Raw genomic sequence first — 6,648 nt, 5'->3', positions numbered from 1 at the left:
GTCGGCGCGCTCGGCCTCGGCGATCTCGGCCTCCCCGGCGCGGCCGGCCGCCACCAGCGCGGTGAGCAGCTCCCAGCGCAGGTCCGTGGTGAGGTCCAGCCCGGGCACGGTGCGGGTGCCGTCGACGAGGGCGGACAGGCGGTCCAGCTGCGCCGTGGTGCGCGCGTGCAGGGCGAACGCCTTGACGAACTGCAGCTGGTTGTCCGAGCCGTCCTCGGCCTCCGCGACGAGGCCCCACAGACGGTCGGCCGCCGCGACCCGCACGGCCTCGGCCTGGTCCTCGGGCAGGTACAGGCCGATCGCCGTCGCGAGCTGGCGCAGCAGCGTCTGCACCACGGAGGAGTCCCGCTCGTGGCCGACGTTGGCGAGGACGAGGTCGACGAACCAGGCGGCGGAGGCCTCGCCGTCGCGCACGGTGTCCCAGGCCGCCCCCCACAGCAGCGTGCGCGCCAGGGAGCCGTCCACATCCTTCAGACGGGTGGACGCGGCCTCCCACGAGGCGTCGTCGAGGCGCAGCTTGGCGTAGGCCAGGTCGTCGTCGTTGGGCAGGATCACGGCGGGACGACGGCGGGCGGCGGCCTCGACGACCTCGGTCACCTCCCCGGCCACGTCGAGCTCGAAGCGCTCGGTGCGGATCAGGCGGCCGGTGGCCTCGTCCACGTCGTAGAAGCCCACGGCCAGACGGTGGGGGCGGAGCACGTCGTCGCCGGGCGCCGACGGTGAGCCGTCCGGGGCGCTCTGGCGCAGACGCAGCGCGGTGATGGTGCCGGCCTCATCCGTCTCCACCTCGGTGCGCAGCGTGTTCACGCCCGAGGTCTCGAGCCACACGCGGGTCCATTCGGACAGGTCGCGGCCGGACGCGGCCTCGAGCTCGGTCATGAGGTCCGGCAGCTCCGTGTTCTGCCACGCGTGCTTGGCGATGTACGCGCGGACGCCGACCATGAAGTTCTCCTGGCCCACCCAGGCCACGAGCTGGCGGAGCACCGAGGCGCCCTTGGCGTAGGTGATGCCGTCGAAGTTGACGAGCACGTCGTCGAGGTCGCGGATCCGGGCCTTGATGGGGTGCGTGGAGGAGAGCTGGTCCTGGCGGTAGGCCCAGTTCTTCTCCATGGAGGAGAAGGTGGTCCAGGCGCCGGTGTACTGCGTGTTCTCAGCGGCGGCGAGCGTGGACATGAACTCGGCGAACGACTCGTTGAGCCACAGGTCGTTCCACCAGCGCATGGTGACCAGGTCGCCGAACCACATGTGGGCGAGCTCGTGGAGGATCGTGATGGCGCGGCGCTCGATCAGCGCCTCCGGCACGGTCCCGCGGAAGACGTACGACTCGAGGAAGGTCACACAACCGGCGTTCTCCATCGCGCCGGCGTTGAACTCGGGCACGAACAGCTGGTCGTACTTCTCGAACGGGTAGGCGTGGCCGTACTGGGCCTCGAAGAACTCGAATCCCTGGCGGGTGAGCTCGAAGACGTTCTCCGCATCCAGGTGCTCCACCAGCGACGCGCGGCAGTAGACGCCGAGGGGGATCGTGCGGCCGTCGGCGCTGGTCAGCTCCGAGTGCACGGAGGCGTACGGGCCGGCGACGAGCGCGGTGATGTAGGAGGGGATGCGCGGGGTGGGCTTGAACTCCCAGACCGCGGCGTCCACCCCCTGCGGGTTCTCCTCGTTCGCCACGACGCCGAGGGTGCGGCGGGAGGCCTCCGGCTGGTTGGACACCACGGCCCAGTGCGCCGGCGCGGTCACCGTGAAGCGGAACGCGGCCTTGAGGTCGGGCTGCTCGAACACCGCGAACATGCGGCGGGAGTCCGGCACCTCGAACTGGGTGTAGAGGTAGACCTCCTGGTCCACGGGGTCCACGAACCGGTGCAGGCCCTCGCCGGTGTTGCTGTAGTCCCCGAGCCCGTCGACCACGAGGGTGTTCTGCGCCGCCAGCGGGCCGATCCGCAGTCGGGCGCCGTCGAAGTCCGCCACGTCCAGGGCCTCGCCGTTGAGGGTCACCGTGGGAGCCTGCTCCGCCACGAAGTCGATCCACGTGTGGGTGCCCACCGCGTCCTGCGTGGCCGCGAACGTCACGGTGGTGGCCGTGTGGAAGTGCTCCGCTCCGCGGGTGAGGTCCAGGCTCACCTCGTACGCGTCCACGGTGAGGGCGGCCGCGCGCGCGGCGGCCTCTTCGCGGGTGATGTTCATGGCGGCGGCGGTGGTCACGGTCGGACTCCTCCTGGGGTCGGGTGGATGCGGCACGGCCGGGCGCCTGTGATGGGGGCCATGGCACGGTGCTCCCCAGTGTGCCACCTGGCCCGGGCGTCGTGGACGGCCGCGGAAGGGCGGGCCGGCCGGCGTGCTCAGCCCCCGATCTCGGCCAGTCGGGTCGCCGCCGCACGCAGCACCTCAGCCACCTCGGGCACGCGTGCCGGTGGCATCCGCTGCTCGGCCGCCGAGGCGGTGAGGGACACCTGGGGGATGCCTCCCGTCCGCGCCGGGACGCCACAGGCGACTCCGGCCACCCCGGGCACGACCGGCACACCGCCGCACCACCCCTGCTCGTCCATCTGACGCAGCAGGGTGTCCAGCAGGTCGTGCAGGGCCCCGTCATCCGTCAGGTTCCAGCGGCGGGGAGGCCGGGCGACGACCGCGTCCACCTCCGCTCGCCGGCGCTCGGGCGGCAGGGCGGCCAGGAGCGCGATGCCGGCGTACCCGGCGGCAAGCCGCTTGACCTCGCCGACCTCCACGGTGAAGACGCGCACGGGGGAGTCGCCGTCGCATCGCAGGAGGTAGGCCACTCCGCCCGCAGCCCGTGCCGCCAGGTAGACCGTGTCCCCCAGCTCGTCCGCGGCGGCCTGGACCACGGCCCGGCTGGCCTCGCGTTCGATCAGGCACCGCGGCGTCACCGGTTCGAACCCGACCGGGCCCCACCGATCACCGAGCGCATAGGCGGCCCCGCGCCGGGTCACGGCACCCTGCTCCGCCAGGTCGGCCAGCAGTCGATGGGCGGTGGGCTGGGGCAGACCCGTCCGCTGGACGAGCTGGCTCAGCCGCAGGCCGGCGGGTCCGGCCTCGTGCAGCAGGCGCATCACGAGGGCGGCACGGGGCAGGACGCCGGTGGGTGGGGTCATAGGGGTCACCGGTCGATCGTGCCGCAGCTCCGGCGTCGGAGCCAGTTCCATCTGATGGACTAAATGATTGCCGCTCTACTTGCATTCCGAGAAATGAACGCGCCATGCTGGGAAATGTAGGGCGCGTCACATCGCGGGTGTCGTCCCCATAGTCCACATATCGGTTTCCAGGAGGAGCCTCATGCCACTGACCGCATCGACCGTCACGCGCACCGTCAGCGTGGACGGTGCCTCCGTCACCTGCCACGACTCGGTGACACCCGGGGAGCTCGACCGGCCTCTCGTGCTGGTCCACGGCACGGGCGGGACGACCGCCTCGCACTTCGGCCACCTGTTCCCGATGATGGCCACGCGGACGCGCGTCATCGCCGTGGACTGGGCGCCGACGGCCGACCCCGCCGCAGACCTGACCGTCGACCTGCTGGTCGGCCAGGTGCGGGCTGTCGTCGACGAGCTCCTCGGCCCCGACGCCGCGTTCGACCTGCTGGGCTACTCACTCGGCGCCGTCGTGGCCGGGCAGCTGGCCGCCGACCTCGGTCGCCGTGTGGAGAACCTCGTGCTCGTGGCCGGCTGGGCGACGACGGATGTCCACCAGCGCCTGCGCAACGAGGTCTGGCGGCACCTGTACGCCACGAGCCCTGATGCCCTGGCCCGTTACACGGCCTTCTGCGGCCTGTCCCCGCTGGCCCTGCGCTCCCTGACCCCGGCCATGCTCGACGGGGCGCTCGCCTCCCTGACCGCGGACGAGTTCACCGCCCGGCAGATGGACCTGAACGCCCGCGTGGACGTCGCCGACCGTCTCTCCGCCGTCACCGCGCGGACACTGATCGTCTCCTGTGCCGAGGACATCATGGTCCCGCCCCATCACCAGTACGAGCTGCTCGGCATCATCGACGACGCGCGGCTGACGACCATGACGAGCGGCCACGCCTTCTTCCTCGAGCGCCCGGCCGAACTCATGCAGATCGTCGACCTGTACCTGCGCGAGCCCGACCGCCACCCGGCCGGCGCGATCATCCCCGAGACCCACGCCTGAGAGAGGGGCCAGCCATGACCACCGCCATGACCACCACCACCGACGTGCGCCCCGCACCGCGCGACGAGTCCGCCGAGATCCTCATCATCGGCTCCGGATTCGCCGGCCTCGGCATGGGCGCCCAGCTGCGGCGTCACGGCCGCGAGGACTTCCTCATCCTGGACCGCGCCCAGCAGGTCGGCGGGACCTGGAGGGACAACACCTACCCGGGTGCCGCGTGCGACGTCCCGAGCCACCTCTACAGCTTCTCCTTCGCGCCGAACCCGCAGTGGTCGGGCTTCTACACACCGGGTCCGGAGATCCAGGACTACCTCGTGCGCTTCTCCGAGGACGAGGGCCTCACCCCGCACCTGCGTCTCGGGGCGGACATGCTCGAAGCGCACTGGGACCCCGAGACGGAGCGGTGGACGGTGCGGACGCCGCGCGGGACCTACACGGGACGCTGGCTCATCATGGGCACCGGGCACCTCGCCGACCCCCGCCTGCCGGACGTCCCGGGTCTCGACGCCTTCGAGGGCGAGGTCATCCATTCCGCCCGCTGGGACCACACGGTGGACCTGAAGGGCAAGCGTGTCGCCGTCGTCGGCACCGGCGCCTCCGCGATCCAGGTCATCCCCGAGCTGGCGGCGACGGCGGCCGAGCTCGTCGTCTTCCAGCGCACCCCCGCGTGGGTCACCCCGCGCGTGGTCAAGCCGTACTCCGCGGCCGTGCGCCGCATGTTCGAGCGCGCCCCGCACACCATGCAGCGCGAGCGCGACGACATCTTCTGGTTCGCCGAGTCGAACTATGCCCAGCGCCGCGGTGTGCCGGCCGCACTGGACCAGGTCCGGGCCCAGGCCCTCGGGCACCTGGCCGCCGCGGTCTCTGACCCCGAGCTCCGCGAGCGCCTCACGCCGCGGTACCTGCCGGGCTGCAAGCGTGTGCTCGTCTCCAACGACTACTACCCGGCCATGGCCCGGGACAACGTCACCCTGGAGGACAGCGCGCTGGACCGCGTCGAGGGGAGCCGGCTGTTCGGCGTGAGCGGTCACGGGTACGAGGTCGACGTCGTCGTCCTCTGCACCGGCTTCGAGGCGGCCCAGCCGCCGTTCGCCGAGCGCGTCCACGACGGTGAGGGCCGTTCCCTGGCCGATCACTGGAGCAGCGGCATGGCGGCGTTCGACTCCACGGCCGTGGCGGGATTTCCGAATCTGTTCGCCATCAACGGGCCGAACACCTCGCTGGGGCACAACTCGATCGTCTACATCATCGAGTCGCAGATCGCGTACATCTTGGAGGCCCTGGACCGGGTGGAGCACGAGGGAATTAGGACGATGGTCCCCGAGACACTCGCCCAGGAGGAGTACGTGGACCGTCTCCAGGAGCGGGCCGCCACCTCGGTGTGGCTCGTGGACGGCGGCTGCCACTCCTGGTACGTCGACCCCCGCTCGGGCAAGTTGACGCTGATCTGGCCCGACTACGCCTACGACTTCCGCGCCCGCAACGGCCACTTCACCGGGGAGGGCTTCCTCTCCTCGGCGAGTGGGGAGCCCGAGCCCATGCCGGTGCGCGAGCCCGAGCGATCGGTCGCGCTGATCTGAGCCGGCCCGCCCCGGGGCAGGGGGTCGGGTGGGGCCGTCAGTAGACTGACCCCACCCGACCGTCGTCCTTCTGGAGGAGTCTGCGCATGCGCGTCCACATCGCCACCGACCACGCCGGCATGGAGCTGTCCGCCCACCTGGTGGAGCACCTCACCGCCGCTGGCTACGAGATGGTGGACCACGGACCCACCGAGTACGACGCGCAGGACGACTACCCGGGCTTCTGCATCAACGCCGCCCGCGCCGTCGTCGCCGACCGCGAGCAGGGACTGGACTCGCTCGGCATCGTGCTGGGCGGCTCCGGCAACGGCGAGCAGATCGCCGCCAACAAGGTGGCCGGCGTCCGAGCCGCCCTGGCCTGGAACCTGGACACGGCGCGGCTGGCCCGCGCGCACAACGACGCGAACGTCGTGGCCGTCGGCGGTCGACAGCACTCGCTCGAGGAGGCCACCGAGCTCATCGAGGCGTTCCTGGCCGAACCGTTCTCCCAGGACGAGCGCCACGTGCGCCGCATCGGGAAGATCGCGCACTACGAGACCACCGGAGAGGTGCTGATGTGAGTGCCTGAGGGCCACTCCGTCCACCGTCTCGCGCGCCAGTTCACCGACGTCTTCGGCGGCCGCCGGATCCGCGCCACGAGTCCGCAGGGCCGCTTCGCCGAGGGGGCCGCCCTGCTCGACGGCCAGGTCCTGAAGCGCGCCCGGGCCCACGGCAAGCACTTCTTCGCCGACGTCTCCGGCGGCCACGTGCTCCACGTCCACCTGGGCATGTACGGGGCGTGGACCTTCGGCGGGGATCAGGACTTCGCGGCCGCGTCCTCGATCGGCGCACCCCGCCGGATCGGCGAGCGGGAGGTCCACGACGACGGCGCCCCGGCCGCCGAGCCCGCTCGCGACGCCGACGGCTGGGTCCAGCCCCCGCC

Annotated in this window: 6 protein-coding genes; 4 read left to right on the top strand and 2 right to left on the bottom strand. The window is 71.8% G+C overall.

Annotation, left to right across the window (positions count from 1 at the left end; translation table 11 throughout):
* Both pepN and HMPREF3105_RS03455 read right to left on the bottom strand, forming a co-directional pair.
* Nucleotides 1–2,184: aminopeptidase N (gene pepN, locus HMPREF3105_RS03460; protein WP_371441094.1), on the bottom strand; the 2,184-nt coding region annotated here is incomplete at its 3' end.
* Nucleotides 2,185–2,339: 155 nt separating this feature from the next.
* The gene (locus HMPREF3105_RS03455; protein ID WP_041104802.1) at nucleotides 2,340–3,110 is read right to left on the bottom strand and encodes an IclR family transcriptional regulator; all 771 of its coding nucleotides are present in this window, start codon (nucleotides 3,108–3,110) and stop codon (nucleotides 2,340–2,342) included.
* Between the two features lie 181 nt (nucleotides 3,111–3,291).
* Here HMPREF3105_RS03455 and HMPREF3105_RS03450 point away from each other — a divergent pair, with 181 nt between their 5' ends.
* From HMPREF3105_RS03450 to HMPREF3105_RS03435, 4 genes are all read left to right on the top strand, one after another.
* Complete coding sequence (locus HMPREF3105_RS03450; RefSeq protein ID WP_049146105.1) at nucleotides 3,292–4,146, top strand: alpha/beta fold hydrolase; 855 nt, start codon at nucleotides 3,292–3,294, stop codon at nucleotides 4,144–4,146.
* Between the two features lie 14 nt (nucleotides 4,147–4,160).
* A complete protein-coding gene (locus HMPREF3105_RS03445) occupies nucleotides 4,161–5,726 on the top strand; it encodes a flavin-containing monooxygenase (RefSeq protein WP_049146108.1) in 1,566 nt (521 codons plus the stop codon).
* Nucleotides 5,727–5,812: 86 nt separating this feature from the next.
* A complete protein-coding gene (locus tag HMPREF3105_RS03440; RefSeq protein WP_044659097.1) occupies nucleotides 5,813–6,286 on the top strand; it encodes a ribose-5-phosphate isomerase in 474 nt (157 codons plus the stop codon).
* On the top strand, nucleotides 6,287–6,648 hold a 362-nt coding region (locus HMPREF3105_RS03435), incomplete at its 3' end, for a DNA-formamidopyrimidine glycosylase family protein (RefSeq protein ID WP_305791322.1). It abuts the gene before it with no gap.

It is taken from the genome of Micrococcus sp. HMSC31B01, assembly GCF_001816085.1.
GTDB classification, from domain to species: domain Bacteria; phylum Actinomycetota; class Actinomycetes; order Actinomycetales; family Micrococcaceae; genus Micrococcus; species Micrococcus luteus.
Note: the sequence above shows the minus strand (reverse complement) of the source record. Positions and strands in the feature narration are given on the sequence as shown.